Annotated in this window: 23 protein-coding genes and 1 riboswitch; of the genes, 19 read left to right on the top strand and 4 right to left on the bottom strand. The window is 71.5% G+C overall.

All coding sequences use genetic code 11. The features are described from left to right. Positions 1-38: 38 nt before the first annotated feature. The gene (locus OG898_RS20635) at positions 39-1,286 is read left to right on the top strand and encodes an Ig-like domain-containing protein (protein ID WP_250742509.1); all 1,248 of its coding nucleotides are present in this window, start codon (positions 39-41) and stop codon (positions 1,284-1,286) included. 138 nt (positions 1,287-1,424) lie between these two features. Here OG898_RS20635 and OG898_RS20640 read toward each other — a convergent pair whose 3' ends face one another. Further along, positions 1,425-1,826, bottom strand: coding sequence for a hypothetical protein (locus OG898_RS20640; RefSeq protein WP_250742508.1), 402 nt, complete (start codon positions 1,824-1,826; stop codon positions 1,425-1,427). A 212-nt stretch (positions 1,827-2,038) separates the two neighbouring features. Here OG898_RS20640 and OG898_RS20645 point away from each other — a divergent pair, with 212 nt between their 5' ends. The 7 genes from OG898_RS20645 to OG898_RS20675 all read left to right on the top strand — a co-directional run bounded on the left by OG898_RS20645 (position 2,039) and on the right by OG898_RS20675 (position 9,994). Continuing rightward, positions 2,039-2,659, top strand: coding sequence for a heme-copper oxidase subunit III (locus OG898_RS20645; protein ID WP_008738823.1), 621 nt, complete (start codon positions 2,039-2,041; stop codon positions 2,657-2,659). Between the two features lie 77 nt (positions 2,660-2,736). Next, positions 2,737-3,546, top strand: coding sequence for a c-type cytochrome (locus tag OG898_RS20650; protein WP_250742506.1), 810 nt, complete (start codon positions 2,737-2,739; stop codon positions 3,544-3,546). Then, the gene (locus OG898_RS20655) at positions 3,543-4,601 is read left to right on the top strand and encodes a Rieske 2Fe-2S domain-containing protein (protein ID WP_250742505.1); all 1,059 of its coding nucleotides are present in this window, start codon (positions 3,543-3,545) and stop codon (positions 4,599-4,601) included. Before OG898_RS20650 ends, OG898_RS20655 begins: the two co-directional genes overlap by 4 nt. Further along, on the top strand, positions 4,598-6,226 hold the full coding sequence (locus tag OG898_RS20660) for a cytochrome bc complex cytochrome b subunit (RefSeq protein WP_250742504.1): 1,629 nt from the start codon (positions 4,598-4,600) through the stop codon (positions 6,224-6,226). Before OG898_RS20655 ends, OG898_RS20660 begins: the two co-directional genes overlap by 4 nt. Before the next feature lie 212 nt (positions 6,227-6,438). Next, positions 6,439-7,503, top strand: a complete 1,065-nt coding sequence (trpD, locus tag OG898_RS20665; protein ID WP_250742503.1) for an anthranilate phosphoribosyltransferase — start codon at positions 6,439-6,441, stop codon at positions 7,501-7,503. 127 nt (positions 7,504-7,630) lie between these two features. Continuing rightward, a riboswitch (SAM riboswitch) is annotated at positions 7,631-7,747 on the top strand. Between the two features lie 266 nt (positions 7,748-8,013). Then, complete coding sequence (locus tag OG898_RS20670) at positions 8,014-9,399, top strand: aminotransferase class V-fold PLP-dependent enzyme (RefSeq protein ID WP_266958568.1); 1,386 nt, start codon at positions 8,014-8,016, stop codon at positions 9,397-9,399. A gap of 13 nt (positions 9,400-9,412) precedes the next feature. Further along, positions 9,413-9,994, top strand: a complete 582-nt coding sequence (locus OG898_RS20675; protein ID WP_250742501.1) for a ferredoxin — start codon at positions 9,413-9,415, stop codon at positions 9,992-9,994. A gap of 4 nt (positions 9,995-9,998) precedes the next feature. Here the strand turns inward: OG898_RS20675 and OG898_RS20680 are convergent, their stop codons facing one another. After that, positions 9,999-10,280, bottom strand: coding sequence for an Lrp/AsnC family transcriptional regulator (locus tag OG898_RS20680; protein WP_250742500.1), 282 nt, complete (start codon positions 10,278-10,280; stop codon positions 9,999-10,001). Further along, entirely contained in the window at positions 10,277-10,999 is a 723-nt protein-coding gene (locus OG898_RS20685) for a rhomboid family intramembrane serine protease (protein ID WP_250742499.1), read from the bottom strand. The genes OG898_RS20680 and OG898_RS20685 overlap by 4 nt, the downstream gene beginning before the upstream one ends. 147 nt (positions 11,000-11,146) lie before the next feature. On the opposite strand from OG898_RS20685, the gene OG898_RS20690 reads away from it, so the two are divergent. The 7 genes from OG898_RS20690 (at position 11,147) to OG898_RS20720 (ending at position 19,929) form a co-directional block, all read left to right on the top strand. Continuing rightward, the gene (locus tag OG898_RS20690; protein WP_008738811.1) at positions 11,147-11,386 is read left to right on the top strand and encodes a hypothetical protein; all 240 of its coding nucleotides are present in this window, start codon (positions 11,147-11,149) and stop codon (positions 11,384-11,386) included. Between the two features lie 39 nt (positions 11,387-11,425). Further along, positions 11,426-12,790, top strand: a complete 1,365-nt coding sequence (locus tag OG898_RS20695; RefSeq protein ID WP_266960349.1) for an NYN domain-containing protein — start codon at positions 11,426-11,428, stop codon at positions 12,788-12,790. Positions 12,791-13,048: 258 nt separating this feature from the next. Then, entirely contained in the window at positions 13,049-14,083 is a 1,035-nt protein-coding gene (locus OG898_RS20700; protein WP_266958569.1) for a C40 family peptidase, read from the top strand. Positions 14,084-14,334: 251 nt separating this feature from the next. Beyond that, complete coding sequence (locus tag OG898_RS20705) at positions 14,335-15,387, top strand: C40 family peptidase (RefSeq protein WP_250742496.1); 1,053 nt, start codon at positions 14,335-14,337, stop codon at positions 15,385-15,387. A 25-nt stretch (positions 15,388-15,412) separates the two neighbouring features. Next, complete coding sequence (locus tag OG898_RS20710; RefSeq protein ID WP_266958571.1) at positions 15,413-16,606, top strand: hypothetical protein; 1,194 nt, start codon at positions 15,413-15,415, stop codon at positions 16,604-16,606. A 359-nt stretch (positions 16,607-16,965) separates the two neighbouring features. After that, positions 16,966-18,108, top strand: a complete 1,143-nt coding sequence (locus tag OG898_RS20715; protein ID WP_250742494.1) for a glycosyltransferase family 4 protein — start codon at positions 16,966-16,968, stop codon at positions 18,106-18,108. 204 nt (positions 18,109-18,312) lie between these two features. After that, entirely contained in the window at positions 18,313-19,929 is a 1,617-nt protein-coding gene (locus OG898_RS20720; protein WP_250742493.1) for a GMC oxidoreductase, read from the top strand. 16 nt (positions 19,930-19,945) lie between these two features. On the opposite strand, the gene OG898_RS20725 is transcribed toward OG898_RS20720, so the two are convergent. Further along, the gene (locus OG898_RS20725; RefSeq protein WP_266958573.1) at positions 19,946-21,742 is read right to left on the bottom strand and encodes a long-chain fatty acid--CoA ligase; all 1,797 of its coding nucleotides are present in this window, start codon (positions 21,740-21,742) and stop codon (positions 19,946-19,948) included. Between the two features lie 240 nt (positions 21,743-21,982). Here OG898_RS20725 and OG898_RS20730 point away from each other — a divergent pair, with 240 nt between their 5' ends. From OG898_RS20730 to OG898_RS20745, 4 genes are all read left to right on the top strand, one after another. Continuing rightward, on the top strand, positions 21,983-22,765 hold the full coding sequence (locus tag OG898_RS20730) for a metallophosphoesterase (RefSeq protein WP_250742491.1): 783 nt from the start codon (positions 21,983-21,985) through the stop codon (positions 22,763-22,765). An 84-nt stretch (positions 22,766-22,849) separates the two neighbouring features. Then, on the top strand, positions 22,850-23,305 hold the full coding sequence (locus OG898_RS20735; protein WP_250742490.1) for an SRPBCC family protein: 456 nt from the start codon (positions 22,850-22,852) through the stop codon (positions 23,303-23,305). Between the two features lie 539 nt (positions 23,306-23,844). Then, entirely contained in the window at positions 23,845-24,993 is a 1,149-nt protein-coding gene (locus OG898_RS20740) for an ArsA family ATPase (RefSeq protein WP_250743710.1), read from the top strand. Positions 24,994-25,105: 112 nt separating this feature from the next. Beyond that, complete coding sequence (locus tag OG898_RS20745; protein ID WP_266958576.1) at positions 25,106-25,621, top strand: DUF5304 domain-containing protein; 516 nt, start codon at positions 25,106-25,108, stop codon at positions 25,619-25,621. The last annotated feature ends 4 nt before the right edge of the window (positions 25,622-25,625 follow it).

The following is a 25,625-nucleotide window of genomic DNA, read 5'->3' on the forward strand; positions in this document are numbered from 1 at the left end:
GCGCGCCGTAATTGTCATATCTTCATAGCGTTGGCTCCATGAACCAGTCACCGCGTCTTTGGACGGTTATCGGCTGCTCCCTGCTGGTCGCGTCCCTCGGGGCCGGCGCCACCGCATGCGGGTCGGGCGACGACAACCCGCTGTCCGCCCGCCCCTACGACGCGGGCGACCAAGTCGCCCTCAACCACCCCACCGGCAGCCGCCCGGTCGACCCGGACAAGCCCCTGGAGGTCACCGCCAAGAGCGGCGACGGCCGGATCACCGACGTGAGCGCCGTGGACACCCACGGACGCCGCCTGGCGGGCGAGTTGTCCGCCTCGGGCGACCGCTGGCACAGCACCGCCCCGATGGCCGCCGGCGTCCGCTACACCGTCCTCGTGAGCACCGAGGACGAGCGGGGCGCCCCCGGGCAGCGCACGCTCACCTTCGACACCACCCCGGCGCAGAAGGTCCTCAAGGTCGAATTCGGCCCGGACGAGGGCAAGTACGGCGTCGGACAGCCCCTCACGGCCGAACTCAACGAACCCGTGAAGGACAAGGCCGCGCGCGCCGTCATCGAGCGGGGCCTGGTCGTCGACGCCCCGCCGGAGGCCGTGGGCGCCTGGCACTGGGTGGACGACAAGAAGCTCCACTACCGGCCCAAGGAGTACTGGCCCGCCAACACCACCGTGTCCGTCCGGAGCAACCTGGAGGGCATCAAGATCTCCGACGACCTGCACGGCGCCGCCTCCAAGCCGTTGAAGCTGGAGATCGGCGACCGCGTCGAGGTCACCACGGACGCCTCCTCGCACTGGCTCACGTTCAAGCGCAACGGGGAAGTGATCAATTCCATCCCGGTGACCACCGGAAAGCCGGGCTTCTCCACCCGCAACGGCGTCAAGGTGGTCCTCGGCAAGCAGTACTACGTCCAGATGCGCGGAGACACCGTGGGCATCGGCGGCAGCGAGTACTACAACCTGCCCGTCTACTACGCGACCCGCGTCACCTGGAGCGGTGAATACGTCCACGCCGCGCCGTGGTCCGTCGGCTCCCAGGGCTACGAGAACGTCAGCCACGGCTGCACCGGCATGAGCACGGGCAACGCCGCCTGGTTCTACGAGAACATCACCGAAGGCGACATCGTCCGCGTCATCAACAGCATCGGCGACGACATGGACACCTTCGGCAACGGCTACGGCGACTGGAACATGGACTGGAAGGATTGGCGCGAGGGCAGCGCCCTCCTCAAGGGCACCCAGGAAGGCCGCAGTCCGGTCGACCAGGCGCGCCTGCGCCCGCAGGTGTAACCGCCGGGCCGGGAGCGCCGGGAGAGGCGCGAGGGCCCGGAGGGGCCACAACCGGGGCACGGGTGCCCGTACGGACCGTACGGGCACCCGTGCCCCGGTATGCGCCGGTAAGGCGCTGTGCGGGGCGCACAGCCCCCGCTACGCCGCCGGGGAGAGCCGTGCGCGCAGCAGACCCGCCAGGGCCTGCGCGAAGTCCACCGGATCAACCGGAAGGGTGACGGCGGCGTCCGCGCGGCTCCAGGTGGCCAGCCAGGCGTCCTGCGGACGCCCCATCAGGAGCAGTACGGGCGGGCACTGGAAGATCTCGTCCTTGATCTGCCGGCACACGCCCATGCCCCCGGCCGGAACCGCCTCGCCGTCCAACACGCACACGTCGATGCCGCCCGCGTCCAGTTCCTTCAGGACGGCCGGCAGCGTGGCGCACTCCAGGAACTCCACCGGCGGCAGGTCGGCGGCCGGCCTGCGCCCGGCCGCCAGCCGCACCTGCTCCCGGGTGCCCGCGTCGTCGCTGTAGACCAGAACCCGCGCAGTCGCCCGCATTTCGTTCCTCCACGTGTCCCGTGAATCACGTTGATGTTGCGCGGGATGCTACTCCGTCCGACCCGGTGTCAACATCGGTTCGCACAGCCTCGCCCGAGGGAAGGCCGGCGGGCGTCCGAAGGGCGATCTGATGGGCCGTTCGGGCCTTGCACACGCCCCTGACACTCCGAACGGCACCCCCCGGGGTGAGGGCGGGATAAGGGACCGACATAATGTCGGTCGTGGCGACAGCAACGACAGTAGATACCGGGCACGCGCACCCGACGGTCAACAGGCCGAACCTCGTCAGCGTGGGAACCATCATCTGGTTGAGTTCCGAGCTGATGTTCTTCGCGGCCCTCTTCGCGATGTACTTCACCCTGCGATCAGTGACAGGCGCCGAGTACTGGACAGAACAGGCTTCGGCCTTGAATCTGCCCTTCTCGGCGACGAACACGACGATCCTGGTGCTTTCCTCGCTCACCTGCCAGCTCGGCGTATTCGCCGCCGAGCGCGGTGACGTGAAGAAGCTCAGGACGTGGTTCATCATCACGTTCGTCATGGGTGCGATCTTCATTGGCGGCCAGGTGTTCGAGTACACCGAGCTGGTCAAGCACGAGGGCATGAGCCTCTCGTCCGGTCCGTACGGCTCGGTCTTCTACCTGACCACCGGCTTCCACGGTCTGCACGTGACGGGCGGTCTCATCGCCTTCCTGCTGGTCCTCGGCCGGACGTACGCGGCCAAGAGGTTCACCCACGAACAGGCCACGTCGGCCATCGTCGTGTCCTACTACTGGCACTTCGTCGATGTCGTCTGGATCGGCCTCTTCGCAACGATCTACCTGATCAAGTAGCGAACACGTCGCCGGGCCCGTGCCCGGCACTCCATCCAGACACACCGACGCAGAAGATCCTGACACCGGGGTAATCCGTGAAAAAGCTCTCCGCACGACGACGCCATCCGCTGGCGGCGGTCGTCGTTCTACTCTTCGCGCTGGCGGTTACCGGGGGGCTGTACAGCGCCTTCGCGCCCGCGGGCAATGCGAAGGCCGACGAAACCGTCCAGTCCCTCGCCATCGAGGAGGGCCAGAAGCTCTACGCCGTCGGCTGCGCAAGCTGCCACGGAACCGGCGGTCAGGGTTCCTCTGACGGCCCCAGCCTGGTAGGCGTCGGCTCCGCTGCCGTCGACTTCCAGGTGATGACGGGCCGTATGCCCGCCCAGCAGCCCGGCGCCCAGGTGCCGAAGAAGCCCGTCATCTACACCCAGGCGCAGGCCGACCAGCTCGCCGCGTACATCGCTTCCCTCGGAGCCGGCCCCATCGTGCCGACCGAGAAGCAGTACGACCCGGCGGGTGCCGACATCGCGAAGGGTGGCGAGCTGTTCCGCAACAACTGCGCGCAGTGCCACAACTTCACCGGCGAGGGCGGCGCACTGACGAACGGCAAGTACGCCCCCAACCTTGAGGGTGTCGAGCCGAAGCACGTCTACGAGGCCATGCTCACCGGCCCGCAGAACATGCCCTCCTTCCCCGACAGCACCATGCCGGAGAAGCAGAAGAAGGACATCATCGCGTACCTCCAGCACGTCAACGGCGAGAAGTCGACCAGCCCCGGTGGCCTCAAGCTCGGTGGCCTCGGCCCCGTCTCCGAGGGTCTCTTCGGCTGGATCTTCGGACTGGGTGCGCTGATCGCTGTCGCCGTCTGGGTCGCGGCCCACACCGCTAAGGCCAAGAAGTCATGAGTAGCCAAGACATTCCCGAAGAGAAGCACCTGCCGAGCGAGCAGGGCGACGCGCACCACGGTGCCGTGGCAGTGGCGGACGACCCGTTCGCCGACCCCGGTCTGCCGGTTCACCGGCCTCGGATCCAGGACATCGACGAGCGGGCCGCGAAGCGCTCCGAGCGCACGGTGGCCCTGCTGTTCACCCTGTCGATGCTGGCCACGGTCGCCTTCATCGCCTCGTTCGTGATCCTGCCGGTCGACAAGATCGTCTACATCTTCCCCATCGGGAAGGTGAGCGCGCTCAACTTCGCCCTCGGCGTGAGCCTCGGCGCGGCCCTCTTCTGCATCGGCGCGGGCGCGGTCCACTGGGCCCGCACCCTGATGTCCGACGTGGAGGTCGCCGCCGAGCGCCACGAGATCGCGGCCCCGGCCGAGGTCAAGGCGCAGGTCCTGCAGGACTTCGCGGACGGCGCGCGCGAGTCGGCCATCGGCCGCCGCCCGCTGATCCGCAACACGATGTTCGGTGCGCTGGCCCTGCTGCCGCTCTCCGCCGTCGTGATCCTGCGCGACCTGGGCCCGCTGCCCGAGGACAAGCTGCGCAAGACCATCTGGGCGAAGGGCAAGATGCTCATCAACCAGAACACGATGGAGCCGCTCCGCCCGGAGGACATCGTCGTCGGGTCGCTGACCTTCGCCATGCCGGAAGGCCTGGAGGAGGACGCGCACGACTTCCAGACGCAGATCGCCAAGGCCGCCCTGATGATCGTCCGCATCCAGCCGGAGAACATCAAGGACAAGAAGGAACTGGAGTGGTCCCACGACGGGATCGTGGCCTACTCCAAGATCTGCACCCACGTCGGCTGCCCGATCAGCCTGTACGAGCAGCAGTCGCACCACGTGCTCTGCCCGTGCCACCAGTCCACCTTCGACCTCTCCGACGGCGCCCGAGTCATCTTCGGCCCGGCTGGTCACGCGCTCCCGCAGCTGCGGATCGGCGTCAATGACGAAGGTTTCCTCGAGGCGCTCGGCGACTTCGAAGAGCCCGTCGGTCCCTCTTTCTGGGAGCGCGGATGAGCACTGCCACTCAAACCAAAGAGCGCAAGGCTCCGGCCGGCGAGCGCGTAGCCGACTGGGCCGACGGCCGGCTGGGCATCTACAGCCTCGCCAAGGCCAACATGCGCAAGATCTTCCCGGACCACTGGTCCTTCATGCTGGGCGAGATCTGCCTCTACAGCTTCATCATCCTCATCCTCACGGGTGTGTACCTGACGCTGTTCTTCCACCCGAGCATGAACGAAGTGCACTACGACGGTTCGTACATCCCCATGCAGGGTGTCGCGATGTCGGAGGCCTTCAAGTCGACCCTGGAAATCAGCTTCGACGTCCGCGGTGGTCTGCTCATCCGGCAGATCCACCACTGGTCGGCGCTGATCTTCATCGCGGCGATGCTCGTGCACATGATGCGCGTGTTCTTCACCGGCGCGTTCCGCAAGCCCCGTGAGGTCAACTGGGTCTTCGGCTTCCTGCTGCTGGTCCTCGGCATGTTCACCGGTTTCACCGGTTACTCCCTGCCGGACGACCTGCTCTCGGGCACCGGTGTCCGCTTCATGGAAGGCGCGATGCTGTCCGTGCCGATCGTCGGCACGTACCTGTCGTTCTTCTTCTTCGGCGGGGAGTTCCCCGGCGGCGACTTCGTGGGCCGGCTCTACTCGGTGCACATCCTGCTGCTGCCCGGCATCATGATGGGCCTGCTGGTGGCCCACCTGATCCTGGTCTTCTACCACAAGCACACCCAGTTCGCGGGCCCCGGCAAGACCGAGAAGAACGTCGTCGGCATGCCGCTGCTCCCGGTCTACATGGCCAAGGCCGGAGGCTTCTTCTTCCTGGTCTTCGGCGTCATCGCGCTGATCGCGGGCATCGCCTCGATCAACCCGATCTGGGCGCTCGGCCCGTACCGTCCGGACCACGTGTCCACCGGTGCGCAGCCCGACTGGTACATGGGCTTCTCCGAGGGCCTGATCCGTGCCATGCCGGGCTGGGAGATCAACCTGTGGGGCCACACCCTGGCCCTCGGCGTGTTCATCCCGTTCACGATCTTCCCGCTGGTCCTGGCCACCATCGCGGTCTACCCGTTCATCGAGTCCTGGGTCACCGGGGACAAGCGCGAGCACCACATCCTGGACCGCCCGCGCAACGCCCCGACCCGTACGGGCTTCGGTGTGGCATGGCTGACGTGGTACGTCATCCTGCTGATCGCCGGTGGAAACGACATGTTCGCGCAGTACTTCCACCTGTCGATCAACTCGATCACCTGGTTCGCGCGCATCGGGTTCTTCGTGGGCCCGGTCATCGCCTTCATCATCACCAAGCGGATCTGCCTCGGCCTCCAGCGCCGGGACCGGGACAAGGTGCTGCACGGTCGCGAGACCGGCATCATCAAGCGCCTGCCGCACGGTGAGTTCGTCGAGGTGCACGAGCCGCTCTCGCAGGGCAAGCTGCACACGCTCACCTCGTACGACCAGTACGAGCCCGCCGAGATCGGCCCCACGGTCGACGAGAACGGTGTCGAGCGCAAGGTGAAGCCGCTGGAGAAGCTCCGCGCCAAGCTCAGCAAGGGCTACTACGGGGAGAACAACCAGATCCCGAAGCCCACGGTCGAGGAGTACAAGGAGATCCAGAGCGGCCACGGCCACCACTGATCTCCCGCATCACGGCTTCACACGCATCACACGCTTCACGCAGTACGCACCACGCATGACTGCTTGAGGGACTGATTTCGGTCAGTCCTGGTGTCGCCACGGCGAGAGCCCCGTCCAGTGTCTGGACGGGGCTCTTTGCCGTCCCCGGGGCTGGATAGGCTGAAGCCCTTCGCATTCGACGTGGAATCCTCGATGAGCAGCAGGAGCGGACCATGAACCTGGTGACCCCGGCAGGCGGCGACAGCGTGGCGGCCCGCGGCTGGCCGGGCGTTCTGGAGGCCCTGCTGACCGGCCGTGACCTCGGTGCCGACGACACGGCCTGGGCCATGGACCGGATCATGCGCGGGGAGGCCACCGACGCCCAGATCGCCGGCTTCGCGGTCGCGCTGCGGGCCAAGGGAGAGACCGTCTCCGAGATCAACGGCCTGGTCCGCGCCATGTACGAACACGCCAACCTCATCGAGGTGCCGGGCCGGACGGTGGACATCGTCGGCACCGGGGGCGACGGGGCCAAGACGGTCAACATCTCCACGATGTCGGCGATCGTGGTGGCCGGTACGGGCGCCAAGGTCGTCAAGCACGGCAACCGGGCCTCGTCCTCCGCGAGCGGCTCCTCGGACGTCCTGGAGAAGCTGGGAGTCAACCTCGACCTCACCCCCGCACGGGTCGTGGAGGTGGCCGAGGAAGCCGGGATCACCTTCTGCTTCGCGGTCAAGTTCCACCCCGCGCTGCGGCACGTGGCGGCGGCCCGCCGGGAGCTCGGCATCCGGACCACCTTCAACTTCCTCGGCCCGCTGACCAACCCGGCACGGGTCCGGGCGCAGGCCACCGGCGTGGCCGACGCGCGGGTGGCCCCGATCGTCGCGGGCGTGCTGGCGGAGCGGGGCTCCTCGGCCCTGGTCTTCCGCGGTGACGACGGGCTCGACGAGCTCACCACCACGGCGACCTCCCGGGTCTGGTGGGTCCGCGACGGCGAGGTCAGGGAGCAGGGCTTCGACCCGCGCGACATCGGCATTCCGCTGGTCCCGGTCTCCGCCCTGGCCGGCGCGGACGCCTCGTTCAACGCGGACGTGGCCCGCCGCCTGCTGGCCGGCGAGACCGGCCCGGTCCGCGATGCCGTGCTCCTGAACTCGGCGGCGGCCCTGGTCGCGCTGGACCCGGGTACGGGCTCCCTGGAGGAGCAGCTCGCCGCCGGAGTCGTCCGGGCGGCGGAATCGGTGGACTCGGGTGCGGCCCGGGCCGCACTGGCCCGCTGGGCGGCGGCGAGCAACGCGTAGCAGCGGGGAGCCGTTCCCCGGCGGGTGCCCGTTCCGACGGGATCCGGCCAAGATCCAGCAACGACCCCGGTCCGCCATGTGGACCGGGGTCTTGCGTTCGGAAGATCATGTGGCAGGATGCTCCTCAGGTCACGAGTGACAGCGTTTAGGCCCCGGCTTGCTGTCCGGCAACCCTCCTTCCGTGGCGGGGTGCCCCGGGTGATGACCAGGTCGTAGGCAGTGAGGTCTACGGCAAGCGCGGATCCCTCGAACACCAGGGGTCCTGGTCTTCTGAGGAGCGTTTTCCGTGAGCAAGCGAATGCGATAGGGCGACTCCGCCCCTTCTTCACCCCTCGGAACAGGGTCACTTCCGCGTACCCGCAGCACACACAGCTGTGGCAGCACGTCTGCGTACGCCGGCCGATCCGCGTTCCGGGGCACTCCCGTACCCCGAACGGCCGCAGCGCCATATCCGTGTCGGCGGACGGGCACACCGAAGCCATTCAGACCTGCCTGCCGGGAGATACCGCCATGTCCGCAACCCTGAACGCCGCCACCGCCACCACTGTCGCCGCCGTGGACCCCGCCTGTGTCGAGCCGCTGCCGGTCCTCGGCCGCGACGTCACCGTCCCGCTCGTCACCGGCGGCGAGGTCACCTACGCCGCCCTCGACTACGCGGCCAGCGCCCCCGCGCTGCAGCGGGTCTGGGACGACGTGGCCGCGTACGCCCCCTACTACGGCAGCGTCCACCGCGGCGCCGGCTACCTCTCGCAGCTCTCCACCGACCTGTTCGAGCAGAGCCGGGTCACGGTCGCCGAGTTCCTCGACTGCCGGCCCTCCGACCAGGTGATCTTCACCCGGTCCACCACCGACTCCCTCAACCTGCTCGCCGCCGTGATCCCGGCCGACTGCCAGGTCTTCGTCTTCGAGACCGAGCACCACGCCTCGCTGCTCCCGTGGACGAACGCGCAGGTCACCTACCTCAACGCCCCCCGCACCCCGGACGAGGCCGTCGCCACCCTGGAGCGGGCCCTCGCCGACCGCGACCCCTACGGCCCCGCGCTGGTCTGCGTCACCGGAGCCTCCAACGTCACCGGCGAGCTGTGGCCCGTCAAGGAGCTCGCCGCCGCCGCGCACGCCCACGGCGCCCGCATCGTCCTGGACGCCGCCCAGCTGGCCCCGCACCACCCCGTCTCGGTCCAGGACCTCGACGTGGACTGGGTCGCCTTCTCGGGACACAAGCTCTACGCGCCCTTCGGCTCGGGCGTCCTCGCCGGCCGCGCGGACTGGCTGCAGGAGGCGGACCCGTACCTCGCCGGCGGCGGCGCCTCCCGCAAGGTGGCCCGCCGCGAGGACGGCGGCGTGGACGTCGAGTGGCACACCACCGCCGCCCGCCACGAGGCCGGCTCCCCGAACGTCATCGGCGTCTACTCCATCGCCTCCGCCTGCAAGGCCCTGAACGAGGCAGGCTTCGAGAACCTCGTCGCCCGCGAGCAGCACCTCATCACCACGGTCCGCGAAGGCCTCGCCGAGGTCCCGGCGGTCCGCGTCCTGTCCCTCTTCGGCGACGACGCCCCGCGCGTGGGCGTCATCTCCTTCGTCGTCGACGGCTGGAACAGCTCGCACTTCGCCGCCGCGCTCTCCGCCGAGTACGGCATCGGCGTCCGCGACGGCCTGTTCTGCGCCCACCCGCTGGTCCGCACCCTCCTCGGCAGCGAGCCGCAGGCCCAGGGCGAGTGCGGAGCGCCGGAGGCGGCCCCGGGGGAGCGGTCGCTGAACGCGATCCGCGTCAGCTTCGGCGCCGGCACCCCCGACGAGCACGTCGAGCGCTTCGTCCGCGCCGTCAAGGAGCTCGTCGCGGACGGCGCCAAGTGGCAGTACCGCACCGAAGAGGGCCGCTGCGTCCCGGCCGTCTGACAGGCTGCGGGGCATGACCTACTGGGACCCGATACCGGCCGTGCGCGACCTCGTCGGACACCCACTGCCCCAGTGGGCCCCGGGAGCGGGGCCGGTCCGGCGCGACTGGAGCGCGGCCGCTCCCGACGGCTGGGAGAAGCGGGACTGGCGCAGTGTTCCGGGCCCGTTCTACACGGCGGGGACCGACACCTGCTGGACGGGACGGATGTGCGCGCCCGCCCACGTGATGTACGACGACGACTACGGCCAGGAGTTCGTCTACCGCCAGCCCCGTACTGCGGCGCAGGTGCGCGACCTGGTGTGCGCGGGCGAGTGCGACCCCCTCGGGGCGTACGGCGGCAACGGGGACGCGCACTGGACGCCCGAGCTGGTTCGCGGCTGGTGGCGGGAGCGGGGACGGGTCCGCGAGTGGGCTGCCGCCCTGGAGCGGAGCTGGTCGGTATCGGACGGCCCGTACGAGCGCGAGGCCGCCGGCGGCGCCCGCGCGTACGTCGCCCACATCGACGGTGACCTCGCCGGCTACCTGCGCGGGTACCTGTTCTGGTTGGAGGAGCATCGCCCCGCCCGGCCGGGCGAGGCGTTGCCCGTGCTCTGAACCGCTACGCGTCGAGGCCGATCGCGAAGGCCGCTTCCAGGTCGTGCTGGGAGTACGTGCGGAACGCCACGTGCGTGTCCGTCGCCTCCACGCCCGGGATCTTGCTGATGCGGCCGGGGATGATGTCGGCCAGGTCCTCGTGCCGGGACACCCGGACCATCGCGATGAGGTCGTACGTACCCGTGACCGAGTAGACCTCGCTGACGCTGTCCAGCGCGGCGATGGCCTCGGCGATCTCGGGGATCCGGTCCACGCTGGTCTTGATGAGCACGAGTGCGGTGATCACGGTTGGCTGTCTCCCTCGCCTACTGTCACTGGTCGACCCACTCTAGTCCCACCCCGGTAGCGGGCCCACGCGTAGAGGAAGCCCACCGAAAAGCCCACCACGTGGGCCAGATAGGCGACTCCGGGGCCGCTCGCCGCGCGGTGCGCCGCCAGCCACTGGAGCCCGAACCAGAACAGCAGCACGATCCACGCCGGGAAGCGCAGCGGCAGGAAGAACAGGAACGGGAACAGGCTCGTCACCCGTGCCTTCGGGAACAGGTACAGGAAGGCTCCCAGGACCGCGGAGATCGCCCCGGAGGCCCCGACCAGGGTCTGGTCCGAGGAGGCGTAGGCCGCCGCGTACGCGGCCAGGGCCAGGTAGCCCGTACAGACGTAGAAGCAGAGGAACCACGCCCGGCCCATGCGCCGCTCCGTCATCGCCCCGAAGACGTAGAGGAAGAGCATGTTGCCCAGCAGGTGCAGCCAGCTCCCGTGCACGAACAGGGCCGTGAGGGGGGTGAGCGCCGCTCGCCCCGAGCCGGTGAACAGCTCGTCCGGGACCACGCCCCAGCGCCGGAAGTACGCCGTGCCCGTGGCCAGGAGCTGATCGCCCGTCCCGTAGACCGGGTTCAGCCCCGACGCCGGGCTCAGTACGAACACCACGCAGCAGCCGGCGATCAGCGCGTGCGTGACCACCGGGCCCCGGGCGGCCTCGCGTACGGCCTGCCACCTTACGATCATGCGAACGAGCATGACCCAGCCGGGCCCACCAGCGGGTGCGGCAGGCCGTAGGGTTACGAGCTACGCACGCACGCGCGCGCCACCCGTGACGACACGGGAGGGTGCGGTGCTTGCGCCATGTGAGCGATAGAAGGAGAGAGCGGCCTGATGACGGTTCCCCTGCCGACCGACACCACCCGGTGGCGCTGCACCCTGTGCGGCAACCTCACGCGCTTCGACGTCACCCGTTCGTCGAAGGTCGTGGAGTACGTCCACCTGGACCTCGCCGGGGAGCCCAAGGTCGAGGAGCGCGAGGTGGTCAATGAGACCATCGAGTCGGTGCGCTGCCGCTGGTGCAACGCGGTGGACCAGATCGAGCTGGTCGACAGGCCGGGCGCGGACTCCTAAGGAGCCCCGCCCACAGGTGAATGACGGTAGGGGTGACGGATTGTGGAGCCAGCAAGCGGCGCTGAGCCGGCCGATGCGGCCGGCGACGCCGCGGAGGTCCTCGACCGCCCGCTGCCGGAAGGCGTGCGGCGCCGGGTCGTCGCGCTCGTCTCGGACGCCTTCGGCGGGCTGACGGTCGCGGACCTCCCGGCGCAGCTGCGTCAGTACGCCCGTTTCACCCCGAGTCGGCGCGCCAAGTTCGCGGGCAACGCCATGGCCACGGCCGTGGAGAGCGACCCCGTCTTCCGGGGCCGGGTCGCCGAGAAGTTCCGCGAGACGCAGGCCGACCTGGCCTCCGCGCTGGAGTCGGGCGCCCCGCCCGCCGCCGCCGATCCGCTGGACGTGGCGGCCGCCGCGTACGTGCTGCGGCCGGCCGGCTGGGTCAAGCTGGTCGCCGCCGCGGGCGAGGAGGCGCAGCGCGCCGACGCCGAGCGGGTCGACGAGGAGGCCCGCCGCGAGATGGAGCGGCTCCGCGAGGAGCTGGCCCACGTACGGGAACTGCAGCGCACGGGTGTCGACCAGGTACGGGCCGAGCTGGACGCGGCGCGCAAGGAAGCGGAATCGCTTCAGCGCAAGCTGCGCAGTGCCCTCAGCGACGTCAAGCGGGGCGACGCGGCCCTGCGCAAGATCAACGCGGAGGTCGACGGCATCCGCGCCGAGGCGGCCGCCCGGGTGACCACCGCGGAGAGCGAGACCCGGCGGCTCAAGTCCCGCCTCGCGGAGGTGGAATCGGCGCTGGAGACCTCGCGCCGGGCCACCCGGGAGGGGCGCAGCATCGAGGACATGCGGCTGCGGCTGCTGCTGGACACCGTGCTGGACGCGGCCGCGGGACTGCGGCGGGAGCTCGCGCTGCCGCCGGTCTCCACGCGGCCCGCCGACACGGTGGAGGCGGTGGAGCCGGGCCGGATGACCCCGAAGGACATCGCGGCGCGCGCCCTGTCGGAGACCGACCCGGCGCTGCTGGACCAGCTGCTGGCGCTGCCCCAGGCCCATCTGGTGGTCGACGGCTACAACGTCACCAAGACCGGCTATCCGACGATGCCGCTGGAGAAGCAGCGGCTGCGGCTGCTGGGCGGGCTGTCGATGCTCGCCGCGCAGACGGGCGCCGAGATGACCTGTGTCTTCGACGGGGCGGAGCTGGCGGCCCCCGTGCTGCTCGCGCCGCCGCGCGGGGTGCGGGTGCTGTTCTCCAAGGCCGGGGTGACGGCGGACGAGCTGATCCGCCAGCTGGTGCGCGCCGAACCGGCGGGCCGTCCGGTGGTCGTGGTCTCCACGGACCGGGAGGTCGCCGACGGGGTGGCCAAGGCCGGTGCGCGGCCGGTGGCGTCCGCCTTGTTGCTGAAGCGGCTTTCGCGCGTTTCGTAACTGCTGGGCCCAATGCCGGAATTGATAGGCCCTCGTGGGAACGTACCGTCAAGTCGCCGACACGGAGCGTGCGCTGTAGGTAAAGAACCTGGTCGGACAGCGAGTTTTTTGCCGACAGGATTTGAACTGATCACAGAAGGGTCACTAGGGTCAGCTCAAACCTTCGTGCGGTAGTTCACTCATTCGGGGTGGCAGCGAAGGTGTCGCCGAGCTGTTTCTCGCGTTTTCGGCGGCTCTAGGAAGAAGGAGCTCGCCTTCGTGGCGTCCCACCGTCGACCCAAGCAGCCGACCCGCATGCGCACCACCGTGCTCGGCGTCACCGCGGCAGCCGCCGTGGTCCTCTCGGGGCAGGCCGCCAACGCCGCCCCCGCCAAGCCCAGCAAGGACGAGGTCAAGGCCAAGGTCGACGCCCTCTACGAAGAGGCGGAGCAGGCCACCGAGAAGTTCAACGGGGCCAAGGAGCGCCAGGACAAGCTCGAGACCGAGATCGGTCAGCTCCAGGACCAGGTCGCCCGCGGCCAGCAGGACCTCAACGCCCTGCGCGGCACGCTCGGTTCGATGGCCAGCGCCCAGTACCGCAGCGGCGGCATCGACCAGTCCCTCGCGCTCTTCCTCTCGGCGGACCCGGACAACTACCTCGACAAGGCCTCCACCCTGGAGCAGCTGAGCGGTCAGCAGGTCGAAGCGGTCCAGAAGATCCAGGCCAAGCAGCGCACCCTCGCGCAGCAGCGCCAGGAGGCCGCGGGCAAGCTCACCGACCTCGACGCCACCCGCAAGGAACTCGGCGAGAAGAAGAAGATCTCCTCGGACAAGCTCGCCGAGGCCCAGGCGCTCCTCAACTCGCTGACCGCACAGGAGCGGGCCGCGATCAAGGAAGAGGACTCCCGTGCCAGCCGAGGCGCCGACGGGCGCGCCCCCGACCTCGGCAGCGTGAAGCCCTCCGGCCGGGCCGGCGCCGCCCTCGCGGCCGCCCAGACCAAGATCGGCAGCGCGTACATATCCGGTCACGAAGGCCCCAACTCGTTCGACTGCTCGGGTCTGACCCAGTGGGCGTACAAGCAGGCCAACGTGTCGATATCCCGCACCACCTACACGCAGGCCAACGACGGCACCCGGATCGGCAAGAGCCAGCTCCAGCCGGGCGACCTGGTGTTCTTCTACGGCGACATCCACCACGTCGGCCTGTACGCGGGCGGCAACATGGTGCTGCACGCCTCGAACCCGCGCGGCGGCGTCAAGTACGAATCGATCAACAACATGCCGTTCCAGTTCGGAGTCCGCATCGGCGGCTGACGCCCGCGCCCTCCACGGGCCCGCCCGGACGCGCCGTACACCGCCCATCCGGGCGAATTCCGAGGCCCCGCTCTGACCACACGCCCCGCCGGTGACCTGCGTCTCCGACGGGGCGTCACTGTGCGTGCCCTCCGGAGGTCGTTGGCCGGTGCCCTCCCGCGCGGCTACTGTCTGCCAGCGCGGAACCCCGGCACACGGCCGTCCACGGAGGGCGGACCCGGGTCCCGCCCAGCAGGAGGGAGCGGTTTCACGTGGCGTCCCATCGCCGGTCCGGGCCCAGCGCCCTCGACCGGAACACCAAGGTCACCGTCCTCACCGCCGCCGCGGCGGGAGCAGCGGTGGCCATGTCGGGCGCACCCGCCGGTGCGGCCCCCGGCCTCCCGCAGGAGCCCTCCACGGGCACCCGCGCCCAGGTCGACCGGCTCTTCGAAGAGGCCGAACAGGCCACCGAACGCTTCAACCAGGCGGGCGAGCGAGCCGGCCGGCTCCGCACCGAAGTCGCCCGGGTCCAGGACGCGGTGGCCCGCGGACAGGACCGCATCAACACCATGCGCGGGGTGCTCGGCGCCTACGCCGGAGCCCAGTACCGGGCCGGCGGCATCGACCCCGCCGTCGAGCTGATGCTCTCCGACGACCCGGACGACTACCTCGCCAAGGCCGCCGCCCTCGACCGGCTGTCCGGCCGGCAGGCCCGCCAGCTCGACGAACTGCGCTCCGAGCAGCGCCGCCTCGGCCAGGAACGCCAGGAGGCCTCCCGCAAGCTCGCCGAACTCGACGCCCTGCGCGCCGACGTGGCGAAGGAGAAGCGCGCCGTCACCGCCAAGCTGGCCGCCGCCCGCCGGCTGCTGAACGCGATGCCCTCGCAGGAGCGCGCCGACTTCGACCGGGCCTCGCGCTCCGGCGGCCGCCCCGACGCCCTGCCCGAACTCCCCGACCCCGCGGCCTCCGGACCCTCCTCCGGGCGCGCCATGACCGCCGTGATGGCGGCCCGGTCCGCCGTGGGACGGCCCTACGTATGGGGATCCACCGGCCCCTCCGGCTTCGACTGCTCCGGACTGATGGTGTGGTCGTACCGGCAGGCGGGCGTCGCCCTGCCGCGCACCTCACAGGCGCAGCGGCACGCCGGGCGCCGGGTCCCGCTGTCGGAGGCGCGCCCGGGGGACCTGGTGACCTACCGCTCGGACGCCAGCCACGTCGGCATGTACGTCGGCAACGGCCAGGTGGTGCACGCCCCGTACCCGGGGGCCCGGGTGCGGTACGACCCGGTCGGGATGATGCCGGTCTCCTCGGTGACCCGGCCCTGAGAGCTGTGCTGCGTACGATCGGGTGATGCTCCCGGTCCTGGGCCGTACACCTCGCCGTCCGCCGCGTCGCCGCGCACTGCCGCTGGTGCTGCTCTGCCTGCTGCTGCTCTGCGTACCGCTCGCCGGATGCGGCTCCGGTTCCGGTTCTCCTTCCGGTTCCGGGTCCGGGGCCCCCTCGGCTTCGGCGGACCCCGCCGAGCGGGAGGTCCGGCGGGCCGTCGCCGCCTGGTCGGCGGCCCCGCCCGCGGCCCTCGCGGCGATCCCGCTGGAGGGATGGTCGTACGAGGTCTCCACGGTCCGGGTGGAAGGCGTACGGGCCTTCGCGCGCGCCGAGCTGCGCTACCGGCTCACCGGCTACGACGCCGCCCCGGCCGGCTCCGCCCGCGAGGTGGAGCTCGCCCGCGACGGCGGCGCCTGGACGGTGACCGCCGACCGGCCCGCCCCCGGAGCCCTGCCCCAGCTGTGGGACCAGGGCCCGGTGTCCGTGGAGCGCGGGGCGCACGCCCTGGTGCTCGGCGGCGCCGGCCAGAGCTCCGGCTCCCTCTCCGCGATCGCCGCCGAGGCCGACAGGGCGGTGCCCGCGGCGAGCGCGGCCTGGCCGCGGCCGTGGGCGGGGCGCGTGGTGGTGCTGGTGCCGGGCTCGCTGGACGCGATGGCGGCGCTGCTGGGGCGGCCCGCGGACGAGTACCGGGGCCTGGGCGCCGTCACCACCGGGCGGACCGGGGCGGGACCGGCGCCCGCCGACCGGGTCGTGGTGAACCCGGAGGGGTACGGGCAGCTCACGGCGGAGGGCCGCCAGGTGATCCTGACCCACGAGACCACCCACGTGGCGACCCGGGCGGCGACCACGTCCCGGACCCCGCTCTGGCTCTCCGAGGGCTTCGCGGACTGGGCCGCGTACCGCGACAGCGACCGGGGCCCGGCCGAGGTCGCGCCGGCCCTCGCCCGCGCGGTGCGGCAGGGCGATCTGCCGGGGGCGCTCCCCGAGGCCGGTGCCTTCGCCTTCGGCGGGGACGCGGACGCGCTGGCGCGGGCCTACGAGGGCTCCTGGCTGGCCTGCCGGCTCATCGCCCGCCGGTGGGGGGACGCGGCACTGGTCTCCCTGTACGAGAAGTCCGGCCGGGAGTCCCTCCCGACGGCGCTCACGGAGGCCCTCGGGACGGATCCCGCCGCCCTGACCCGTGCCTGGCAACAGGAACTGACCCGGCAGTTCCGCTAGCCCGCGCCGCGGTCACAGGGTGCGGCGCCGTCGCCGGGGACCAGCCCCCGGACCCCCGCTCCTCAAGCGCCGGAGGGGCTGGATTCTGGCCGGCGCAGGCTGCACGTTGCGCCACGGATGGCGCTGCGGGCTGGATTGCCCGCAGGGCAATTTCAGCCCCGCCGGCGTTTGAGGCGCGGGGTCTGGGGCGGAGCCCCAGGGGCCTTGGGCGCAGCCCCGGCTCCGACGGTCCGGCCCGCGCGGCCCGTACGCCCGTTCCGCAGGCTGCGCACCCGCACGCCCCCCCGCAGGGGGCTCCGCACCGCCGGGGCCTCGGGGCCGCGGGGAGCCGCCGTGACCTCCGGTAGGGTCGGCAGGCGATGGACAAGACGCTGATCGTGACCAACGACTTCCCGCCGCGGCCGGGGGGCATCCAGGCCTTCCTGCACAACATGGCGCTGCGACTGGACCCCGACCGGGTCGTGGTCTACGCCTCCACCTGGAAGCACTCCGCGGAGGGCCGGGAAGCCACCGCCGCCTTCGACGCGGAGCAGCCCTTCCAGGTGGTCCGCGACCGTACGACGATGCTGCTGCCGACCCCCCGGGTCACCCGCCGGGCCGTGGGCCTGCTGCGCGAACACGGCTGCTCGTCGGTGTGGTTCGGCGCGGCGGCCCCGCTGGGCCTGATGGGCCCCGCCCTGCGCCGGGCGGGCGCCCGCCGGATCGTGGCGACCACGCACGGGCACGAGGCGGGCTGGGCGCAGCTGCCGGTCGCGCGCCAACTGCTGCGGCGCATCGGCGAGGGCACGGACACCCTGACCTACCTGGGGGAGTACACCCGTTCGCGGATCGCCCCGGCCCTGACGGACCGCGCGGCGGTGCGCATGACGCAGCTCCCGCCGGGGGTGGACGAGAAGACCTTCCACCCGGGGTCGGGCGGTGCCGAGGTCCGGGCGCGGCTGGGTCTGACGGACCGGCCGGTGGTCGTCTGCGTCTCCCGGCTCGTTCCCCGCAAGGGCCAGGACACGCTGATCGAGGCGATGCCCCGGATCCTGGCGGCCCTGCCGGACGCCGTCCTGCTGATCGTGGGCGGCGGCCCCTACGAGGCCGACCTGCGGGCCCTGGCCGTCTCGACCGGGGTCGCGGAGTCCGTGGTGTTCACGGGAGCGGTCCCGTGGTCCGAACTGCCCGCCCACTACGGGGCGGGGGACGTCTTCGCGATGCCCTGCCGGACCCGGCGCGGCGGGCTCGACGTGGAGGGCCTGGGCATCGTCTACCTGGAGGCCTCCGCCACCGGCCTGCCGGTGATCGCCGGCGACTCCGGAGGCGCTCCGGACGCCGTACTGGACGGGGAGACGGGCTGGGTGGTCCGCGGCGGGGCCCCGGCCGAGACCGCGGACCGTGTCGTCGCCCTGCTCCGGGACCCGGCCCTGCGCGCGCGCATGGGCGAGCGCGGCCGTGCCTGGGTCGAGGAGAAGTGGCGCTGGGACCTGCTGGCGGAGCGCCTGCGCGAGCTGCTGTAGTACCCCGCCGTGACCCCCGCCGCCGGGTCCCCTTTCCGTACGGAGGGGGGATTATCGCGCCCAACGGCCGATCGCGGGCAGAGTTGATCAAACCGCCCGGGCCGCGGCGGGGTCCGCCTACGGTCGAGCCATGTCTGACTGTTACTCAGAAGCGTGTCAGTGCGGGTTATGGCCGGTTGGGCGGAATCCGCTCATGATGCGGCCATGACACCAAACCTGACACGTCGTCATGTTCTCGGTCTCGGCGCCCTGCAGACCGCGGCGGCCCTCGGCTTCACCCGGATCGGCCTGCAGTCCGCGGCGGCCGCCGAGCCCGCGGCCGCCGCGTACGCCCCGGCCATCGTCGTCGGCTCCGGCTACGGATCCGCCGTCGCCGCGCTCCGCCTCGGGCAGGCCGGCGTGCGGACCGTCGTCCTGGAGATGGGCCGGCTCTGGGACACCCCGGGCGCCGACGGGAAGGTCTTCCCCGCCACCTCCGCCCCCGACCAGCGCTCGATGTGGTTCCGCAACCGCACCGAGGCCCCGCTCGCCCAGTTCCTCTGGCTGGACGTGGTCAACCGCAACATCAGCCCGTACCCCGGCGTCCTGGACCGGGTGAACTACGGGGACATGTCGGTGTACGTGGGCCGCGGCGTCGGCGGCGGCTCCCTGGTCAACGGCGGTATGGCGCCCACGCCGAAGCGCTCGTACTTCACCGAGGTCATGCCCCGGGTGGACGCCGACGAGATGTACGGCACCTACTACCCCCGGGCCCGCGCCATGCTCGGGGTCAACGACATCGACCCGGCCTGGTTCGAGTCCACCGAGTGGTACCGCTTCGCCCGGATCTCCCGCAAGCACGCCCAGAAGACCGGGCTGAGGACCACCTTCGTCCCCAACGTCTACGACTTCGAGTACATGAAGCGCGAGGCCGCCGGCACCGCCACCAGATCGGCCCTCGCAGGCGAGGTCATCTACGGCAACAACCACGGCAAGAAGAGCGTGGACAAGACCTACCTCGCCGCCGCCCTGGGCACGGGGAACGTCACCATCGAGACCATGCAGCGCGTGGTCGGCGTGCGGCAGGACCCGGCCGGCGGCTACGTCCTGACCGTCCAGACCAGTGACCTCACCGGCCGCGTCACCCAGGTCCGCGAACTGGGCTGCAAGCAGCTCTTCCTCGGCGCCGGCAGCCTCGGTACCACCGAGATCCTGCTGCGCGCCCGCGAGACCGGCACCCTGCCCGCCCTGAACGACAAGGTGGGCCTCGGCTGGGGCCACAACGGCAACGTCATGACCGCCCGCGCCAACCACCTGTGGGACACGGTCGGCGCCAACCAGGCCACCATGCCCGCCCTCGGCATCGACGACTGGGACAACGCCTCGAACCCGGTCTTCGCCGAGATCGCCCCGCTCCCGATGGGGTTCGAGCACTGGATCTCGATGTACCTGGCCATCACCAAGAACCCGGAGCGCGGGCACTTCACCTACGACGCCGCCAGCGACTCGGCGAAGCTCCAGTGGACCCGGGACCAGAACACCCCGTCCGTGCAGGCCGCCAAGCGCCTGTTCGACCGGATCAACCGGGCCAACTTCACCATCTACCGCTACGACCTCTTCGGCGACAACAAGAACTTCGCCGACAACTTCACCTACCACCCGCTGGGCGGCTGCGTCCTCGGGGACGCGACCGACGACTTCGGCCGCGTCAAGGGCTACCAGGGCCTCTACGTCACCGACAGCTCGCTGATCCCCGGATCGCTCGGCGTGAACCCCTTCGTGACCGTCACCGCGCTCGCGGAGCGGAACATGGCGCGGGTCCTCGCCGAGGACCCGCGCTAGCCCGGGAAGGCCCGCACTAGCCCCGGTAGAGGGCTTCGATCTCGTCCGCGAAGTCCTTCGCCACCACATTCCGCTTCAGCTTCAGCGAAGGCGTGATGTGCCCGGACTCCTCCGTGAACTGGGAGGGCAGAATGCGGAATTTACGCACCGATTCCGCCTTGGAAACCGCCGCGTTGCCGTCGTCCACGGCCTTCTGGACGGCGGCGATGAGGTCCGCGTCCTCGCGCAGCTGGGCCGCCGTCACACCGGCCGGCTTGCCGTGCTCCGCGGCCCACCGGCCGAGGAACTCCTCGTCGATGGTGACCAGCGCGGCCACGAACGGCCGCGCGTCGCCGACCACCATGCACTCCGCGACCAGCGCGTGCGCCCGGATCCGGTCCTCGATCACCGCAGGGGCGACGTTCTTGCCGCCCGCCGTGACGATGAGCTCCTTCTTGCGCCCGGTGATGGCCAGGTAGCCGTCCTCGTCGAGCGTGCCGACGTCGCCGGTGTGGAACCAGCCGTCGGTCAGCGCGTCGGCGGTGGCCGTCGGGTTGTTCCAGTACTCCTTGAAGATGTGCTCGCCGTGCAGGAGCACCTCGCCGTCGTCGGCGATGCGCACCACGGAGCCCGGGAGCGGCTGGCCGACCGTACCGATCTTCGTCTTGTCCCACGGGTTGAAGGCCGTGGCCGCACAGGACTCGGTCAGTCCGTAGCCCTCCAGCACCGTGAAGCCGATGCCGCGGAAGAAGTGGCCGAGCCGCTCGCCCAGCGGGGCGCCGCCGGAGATCGCGTACTCGCCGCGCCCGCCGAGGACCGTGTGGAGCTTGCTGTAGACCAGCTTCGAGAAGAGCTTGTGCTTCAGCTTGAGCTTGAGGGACGGCCCGCCCGGCAGGTCCAGCGCCCGGCTGTACGCGATCGCCGTCTCGGCCGCCGCGTCGAAGATCTTGCCCTTGCCGTCGGCCTGGGCCTTGGCGCGGGCCGAGTTGTAGACCTTCTCGAAGACGCGCGGGACGCCGAGGATCAGCGTGGGCCGGAAGGACTGCAGCTCGTCGGTGAGGTTCTTGATGTCCGGTACGCAGCCCAGCCGGATCGGCGCCAGCACGGCCGCCACCTCCACCAGGCGGCCGAACACGTGCGCGGCCGGCAGGAAGAGCAGCACGGAGCACTCGCCGGTCCGGAACAGCGGACGCAGCCGGGCCACGATGTTCCCGCACTCGGCGAAGAAGCTGCGGTGGGTCAGCACGCAGCCCTTGGGGCGGCCGGTGGTGCCGGAGGTGTAGACGATGGTGGCCGGGTCGTCGGCGCCCGCGAGCGCGCTGCGCTCGTCGAGCACGGCGTCGGAGATCTCGGCGCCGGCCGCGTTCAGCGTCTCCAGGGCGCCCTGCTCGATCTCCCAGACCTCGCGCAGCTCCGGCAGCCGGTCGCGCAGGGCGGTCACGGCCGCGGCGTGCCCGGGGGACTCCACGACGACCGCGACGGCGCCGGAGTCGCCGAGGATCCACTGGATCTGCTCGGGGGAGCTGGTCTCGTACACGGGGACCGTGACGGCGCCCGCGCTCCAGATCGCGAAGTCGATCAGCACCCACTCGTAGCGGGTGCGGGAGATCAGGGCGACCCGGTCGCCGGGCTTGATGCCGGCCGCGATCAGGCCCTTCGCCGCGGCGCGGACCTCGGCGAGGAACTGGGTCGCGGTGACGTCCTGCCACGCGCCGGCGACCTTGCGGGCCATGACGGCGGTGTCGGGATGCTGAGCGGCGTTGCGGCGGATGAGATCCGTCAGGTTCCCGTCCGACGGGACCTCGTACAGGGCCGGAAGGCTGAACTCGCGCAAGACTGCTGCTCCTCTGGGCGCCATCGCCACCATGTGGACCGACGCGACGTTACCCACCGGTAGGCGGTTCCGGATAGAGGGAACCGGCCAGATGTTCCCTGCGTCACATGTCGCGGCCGTGTCCTGCCGACATTAGTCGACCCGCTTTGCGACTCGGAAGTAACCGCAGGTCCGGCCGCCTGAGCCGATTCCCTCCCCGCGGTGGCCCGGCCCGCCTAGGGTGGCCGCATGGGTGGCTCTATGGGTGGCACTAAGAACCGGACACGGATCCATGTGGTCAGCGACGTCCACGGCAACACCGAGGCCCTGGCACGGGCCGGGGAAGGCGCCGACGCGCTGATCTGCCTGGGCGACCTCGTCCTGTTCCTCGACTACGCCGACCACTCGCGCGGCATCTTCCCCGACCTCTTCGGCGTCGAGAACGCCGACCACATCGTCGAACTGCGCACCGCGCGCCGTTTCGAGGAGGCCCGGGAGTTCGCCCGCGGACTGTGGGCCGGGCTGGACCGGGAACGGCTCGTCGAGGGCGCCGTCCGGCGCCAGTACGCCGAGATGTTCGCCGCCTTCCCCCGGCCCACGTACGCCACGTACGGCAATGTCGACATCCCCGGGCTCTGGTCCGAGTACGCCGGCCCCGGACTCACCGTGCTCGACGGGCAGCGGGTCGAGATCGGGGGCCGGGTCTTCGGCTTCGTCGGCGGCGGCCTGCCCTCGCCGATGCGCACGCCCTACGAGGTGCCCGAGGAGGAGTACGCGGCCAAGGTGGAGGCGCTGGGCGAGGTCGACGTGCTGTGCTCGCACATCCCGCCGGAGGTGCCCGAGCTCTGCTACGACACGGTGGCCCGGCGCTTCGAGCGGGGGAGCGGGGCGCTGCTCGCCGCGATCCGCCGGGTCCGGCCCCGGTACGCGCTCTTCGGCCACGTCCACCAGCCGCTCGCCCGCAGGATGCGGATCGGCGCCACCGAGTGCGTGAACGTCGGGCACTTCGCCGCCACCGGAAGGCCGTGGGCCCTGGAGTGGTGAGGTCATGACGCGCGATAGCCTTCACGCGGCGGCCCCAGGGCCGTCCGCACACTTCCTCGAACTCCCCCCGGAGGAGCGACCGCGATGGCGGAACACACCAGCTCGAGCATCACGATCGAGGCGGCCCCGGCCGACGTCATGGCCGTGATCGCCGACTTCGCCCGCTACCCGGAATGGACCGGCGAGGTGAAGGAGGCCGAGGTACTGGCGAAGGACGACGCCGGCCGGGCCTCTCTCGTCCGGCTGCTGCTGGACGCGGGCGCGATCAAGGACGACCACACGCTGGCCTACACCTGGCCGGCCGAGAACACGGTCAGCTGGACGCTGGACAAGTCCCAGATGCTGAGGCAGCTCGACGGGTCCTACCAGCTGGCGCCGGTCGCGGGCGGTGCGCGCACCGAGGTCACTTACTCCCTGACGGTGGACGTCAAGATCCCGATGCTCGGCATGATCAAGCGCAAGGCGGAGAAGGTCATCATCGACCGCGCACTGGCGGGCCTGAAGAAGCGCGTGGAAAGCCGCCCCGGCAAGCGTTTGTAACGCGCCGCACCCCTTCTTGACGCGCCGCTCGCGCGGTGCGGCCCTGGCGGGCCTTACCGGCTTCGCATCGCTGAGCCGGACTCCGTCCGGCGTTGGCGGGTCGGTGGCGGTGCCACTGCCGTCTGGCGTGGGGGCCGGTGGGCGGGTGCGGCTTGGTTGGCCCTGCGGGGCTTGGTCCCCTACCCGCCCTTCGACCGTTCCCCGGGGCTGCGCCCCGGACCCGTAGCCGGGTGCGGCGCTGCTGCCGGGGGCCAGCCCCCGGGCCCCCGCTCCTCAAACGCCGGAGGGGCTGGGTACATCCAGCCTCGCCGGCGTTTGAGGCGCGGGGTCTGGGGCGGAGCCCCAGGGTCCTTCCGGGTCCGGGCAGCGCCCGGGGCACCCCACTCAGCCCCGCCGGCGTTTGAGGCGCGGGTCCGGGCAGCGCCCGGGGAACGGTGGAAGGGCGGGTAGGGGACCCAGCCCCGCGCAGCGGGTGGGGTTCGGGGGCGTGGGAGGCTGGCAGGGGCCGTCATCCCCGGCCACGCGGAGCTAGGAGCAGCATGCACACCCTTCTCGTCACCGGCCCCGGCGGCGCCGGCAGAAGCACCGTCGCAGCAGCCACCGCGCTGGCCGCCGCACGGCAAGGGCACCGGGTGGTCCTCGTCACCGCCGACCAGGGCGACCCGCCGATCACCCCGCACGGCACGCTCCGCGTGACCCGCGTCGACTCCGGCGAGGAGTTCCGCCACGAGCTCGTCGCGCTCCAGGAGCGCGGCTCCGCGGTGCTCGGGATGCTCGGCGCACGCCCCCTGCACACCGACGAGATCACCGAGCTGCCCGGCGCCGAGCAGTTCGCCCTGCTCCGCGCCCTGCGCCGGGCCGCGGCCGAGCCCGGCACCGACCTCGTGGTGGTCGACATGCCTCCGCTGCACCAGGCCATCACCACCCTCGCCCTCCCCGCCCAGCTCCGCCGCTACCTCGCCCGGCTGCTCCCCGCGGAGCGCCAGGCGGCCCGCGCCCTGCGCCCCGTACTGGCCCAGCTCGCCGGTGTCCCCATGCCCGCGCAGTGGCTGTACGAGGCCGCCGCCCGCTGGGACGAGGACCTGGCGGCCGTGCAGGACCTCCTGGAGGCCCCCACCACCTCCGTACGGCTCGTCGCCGAGCCGGGACCCGCCGCCGACGCCGCGCTGCGCCTGGGCGGGCTCGGGCTCGCCCTGTACCGGCTGCCCGTCTCCGCGCTCGTCGCCAACCGGATGCTGCCCGCCGGATCCACCGACCCGTGGCTGGCGGGACTCGCCGCCCAGCAGGAGAAGTACGCCGCCCAGTGGGCCGGGGACGAGAGCCTCCCGGTGCTCCCCGTACCCCACCTGGGCCGGGACCCGCACGGTCCCGAGGACCTGGCGGAGCTGGCCCCCGCCCCGGCCCCGGCGATCGCGCCCCGCCCCGCCTGGACCGTGGAGGACCGGATCGCCGAGGACGGGGTGCTGCTCTGGCGGGTCCCGCTGCCCCGCGCGGAGAAGCGCGAGCTCGGGCTGGTGCGGCGCGGGGACGAGCTGCTGCTCACGGTGGGTCCGTACCGCAGGATCGTTCCGCTGCCGGCGGCGCTGCGCCGCTGCACCGTCTCCGGCGCCGCCCTCGCCGACGACGAGCTCCGCATCCGCTTCACCCCGGACCCGGGCCTGTGGCCCCGGAGCGCCGAGAAGGCGTAGCCGGCGGCACCGGCGGCACCGGCGGCCTGGGGGGCGTACCGCCGTTCGGGTAACGTCGGAGGGAGCAGGAGTCCGTACCGCACGCCCAGCCGCCGCCGCAGGAGAGTCCGCCATGAGCGAGGCCACCGACCGTCCCACCGATCCCTCCTCCGGGGACGACGCCTGGGCCGAGGCCTGCGCCGAGGACCTCGCCGCCGAGCGGGAGCGCCGCAGGTCCGAGCAGGGCGCCTCCGCGGGCGCCGGCACCGGGACCGCCGCCGAGGAGCTGTTCAAGCTCTTCGAGGCCGTCGCCGACAAGGTCTCCGCGCTGAACAACCCGCTGTTCGGCGTCGCCGCGCAGGGGGCCGTACGGCAGTTCGTCAACCAGGCGAAGACCGCCGCCAAACCCGTGGTCGAGCGCAATCCCGAGGTATTCGACCACCTCGCGGCGGCGGGCTCGGAGCTGCTCGCCGCCTACCGCTCCGCCGTCGAGGGCCACGAGCGCCGCTGGACGCGCGACGAGCGGACCCCGGGCTGGGGCAGCGGGAACGCCGGGACGGCCGGGACGCCCGAAAGCGCCGCCGGGAACGCGAAGGACCCCCGTGACGAGGGCGACGACGGCCCGACCGAGCGGATCGATCTCGACTGAACCC

This window comes from Streptomyces sp. NBC_00193 (assembly GCF_026342735.1).
GTDB lineage: Bacteria > Actinomycetota > Actinomycetes > Streptomycetales > Streptomycetaceae > Streptomyces > Streptomyces stoeckheimensis.

Bases quoted from the DNA above. Each gene is read 5' to 3' on its own strand.
- OG898_RS20645 (WP_008738823.1), top strand. From the start codon at position 2,039: ATGTCGGTCGTGGCGACAGCAACGACAGTAGATACCGGGCACGCGCAC.
- trpD (WP_250742503.1), top strand. From the start codon at position 6,439: ATGAACCTGGTGACCCCGGCAGGCGGCGACAGCGTGGCGGCCCGCGGC.
- OG898_RS20685 (WP_250742499.1), bottom strand. From the start codon at position 10,999: ATGATCGTAAGGTGGCAGGCCGTACGCGAGGCCGCCCGGGGCCCGGTG.
- OG898_RS20635 (WP_250742509.1), top strand. From the start codon at position 39: ATGAACCAGTCACCGCGTCTTTGGACGGTTATCGGCTGCTCCCTGCTG.
- OG898_RS20720 (WP_250742493.1), top strand. From the start codon at position 18,313: ATGACACCAAACCTGACACGTCGTCATGTTCTCGGTCTCGGCGCCCTG.
- OG898_RS20710 (WP_266958571.1), top strand. From the start codon at position 15,413: ATGCTCCCGGTCCTGGGCCGTACACCTCGCCGTCCGCCGCGTCGCCGC.
- OG898_RS20660 (WP_250742504.1), top strand. From the start codon at position 4,598: ATGAGCACTGCCACTCAAACCAAAGAGCGCAAGGCTCCGGCCGGCGAG.
- OG898_RS20675 (WP_250742501.1), top strand. From the start codon at position 9,413: ATGACCTACTGGGACCCGATACCGGCCGTGCGCGACCTCGTCGGACAC.
- OG898_RS20640 (WP_250742508.1), bottom strand. From the start codon at position 1,826: ATGCGGGCGACTGCGCGGGTTCTGGTCTACAGCGACGACGCGGGCACC.
- OG898_RS20730 (WP_250742491.1), top strand. From the start codon at position 21,983: ATGGGTGGCACTAAGAACCGGACACGGATCCATGTGGTCAGCGACGTC.
- OG898_RS20670 (WP_266958568.1), top strand. From the start codon at position 8,014: ATGTCCGCAACCCTGAACGCCGCCACCGCCACCACTGTCGCCGCCGTG.
- OG898_RS20655 (WP_250742505.1), top strand. From the start codon at position 3,543: ATGAGTAGCCAAGACATTCCCGAAGAGAAGCACCTGCCGAGCGAGCAG.
- OG898_RS20735 (WP_250742490.1), top strand. From the start codon at position 22,850: ATGGCGGAACACACCAGCTCGAGCATCACGATCGAGGCGGCCCCGGCC.
- OG898_RS20690 (WP_008738811.1), top strand. From the start codon at position 11,147: ATGACGGTTCCCCTGCCGACCGACACCACCCGGTGGCGCTGCACCCTG.
- OG898_RS20715 (WP_250742494.1), top strand. From the start codon at position 16,966: ATGGACAAGACGCTGATCGTGACCAACGACTTCCCGCCGCGGCCGGGG.
- OG898_RS20740 (WP_250743710.1), top strand. From the start codon at position 23,845: ATGCACACCCTTCTCGTCACCGGCCCCGGCGGCGCCGGCAGAAGCACC.
- OG898_RS20745 (WP_266958576.1), top strand. From the start codon at position 25,106: ATGAGCGAGGCCACCGACCGTCCCACCGATCCCTCCTCCGGGGACGAC.